Source organism: Gordonibacter pamelaeae 7-10-1-b, from assembly GCF_000210055.1.
Taxonomy (GTDB): domain Bacteria; phylum Actinomycetota; class Coriobacteriia; order Coriobacteriales; family Eggerthellaceae; genus Gordonibacter; species Gordonibacter pamelaeae.
The window spans coordinates 3,004,266-3,005,378 of the sequence record NC_021021.1; the positions used below are offsets into that span (position 1 = coordinate 3,004,266).

Annotated in this window: 1 protein-coding gene; it reads right to left on the bottom strand. The window is 71.5% G+C overall.

Features of this window, described 5'->3' with window-relative positions:
* The coding region (locus GPA_RS13875) for an MFS transporter (protein WP_041240594.1) at positions 1-995 on the bottom strand (995 nt) is incomplete at its 3' end.
* Between the last annotated feature and the right edge of the window lie 118 nt (positions 996-1,113).

Genomic DNA, 1,113 nt, shown 5'->3' on the forward strand with positions numbered 1-1,113 from the left:
ACGAGGGGCCAGATGCCCCATCGGTCGAGCAGCCGCCCGCCCACGACGTCGGACAGCGCGTTCGCCAGCACCGGCCCGGCCAGCAGCGCACCCGCGAGGAACGCGGAGAACCCCAGCGCCCCCTCGTAGTACAGCGGCAGCAGGATGCTGAGCGAGAACGACGCCATCATGCCGAGCATCACCAGCAGCTCGCCCACGGCGAACCCGAGGTTGCCGAGCGGCCTCAAGTTGAGAAGCGGGTCCTTCAGGACCAGCTGGCGCCAGGCGAACAGGCCCAGCACCGCCACGCCGGCCGCCAGCACCGCGAGCGACGGCAACGGGTCGCGGAACACCTCGCCCAGCCCGTAGACGAGCGCCCCCAGGCCCAGCAGGCCCAGCACCACGCTCAAAGGGTCGACCGCGCCCGTGCCGCGCGGCCCCACCTCGCGCAAACGGAAGAACCCCACGGCAAGCAGCAGCACCGCCAAGGCAAGCGGCAGGGCGAACAGCGCGTGCCGGCCGAAGCCCGTGAGCACCAGGCCGGACACCACGGGGCTCACGGCAAGGCCCGCCGCCACGGTGCCGCTGTTGAGGGCCAGGTGCGTGCCGCGCCTGGCCGGATCGGAGTTCGCCATGATGAAGCTGGTCACGGCAGGGTAAAACAGGCCGGTGCACACGGCCTGCACGAGCCGCCCCGCCAAAAGCACCCAGAAATTGGGGGCGAACAGGGCCAGGCCGCTGCCCAAGGCGAGCGCTCCGCAGCCTATAAAGAACACCGTGCGCAGCCCCAGGCGCCGCAGCAGGAACGCCGCGAGCGCAATGGACGTGGCGGCCACCACCATGTAGCCGGTCACGAGCCAGTTCGCCGTCGAGAGCGTCACGCCGAACTCGTCCGCCACCTGCGGAAGGGCGATGTTCATCATGCTCTGCGCGAACGAGGCGGCGAACGAGCACGCGAGGAGCAGCGGGAGCTGCGCCCGCGCCTCCTTGCCGCCCGCCTCCAACGTCGCCCGCATCGCACCGCCTTTCCTCGTACTGCCCGCATTTCCACTACTAGCCCGTCCGCCGCCGGGGCCGCAAGCGCTCGGGCACGCCCGCAGCCGTCCCGCGCGGAGGCTATGGGCGCGAGACGCG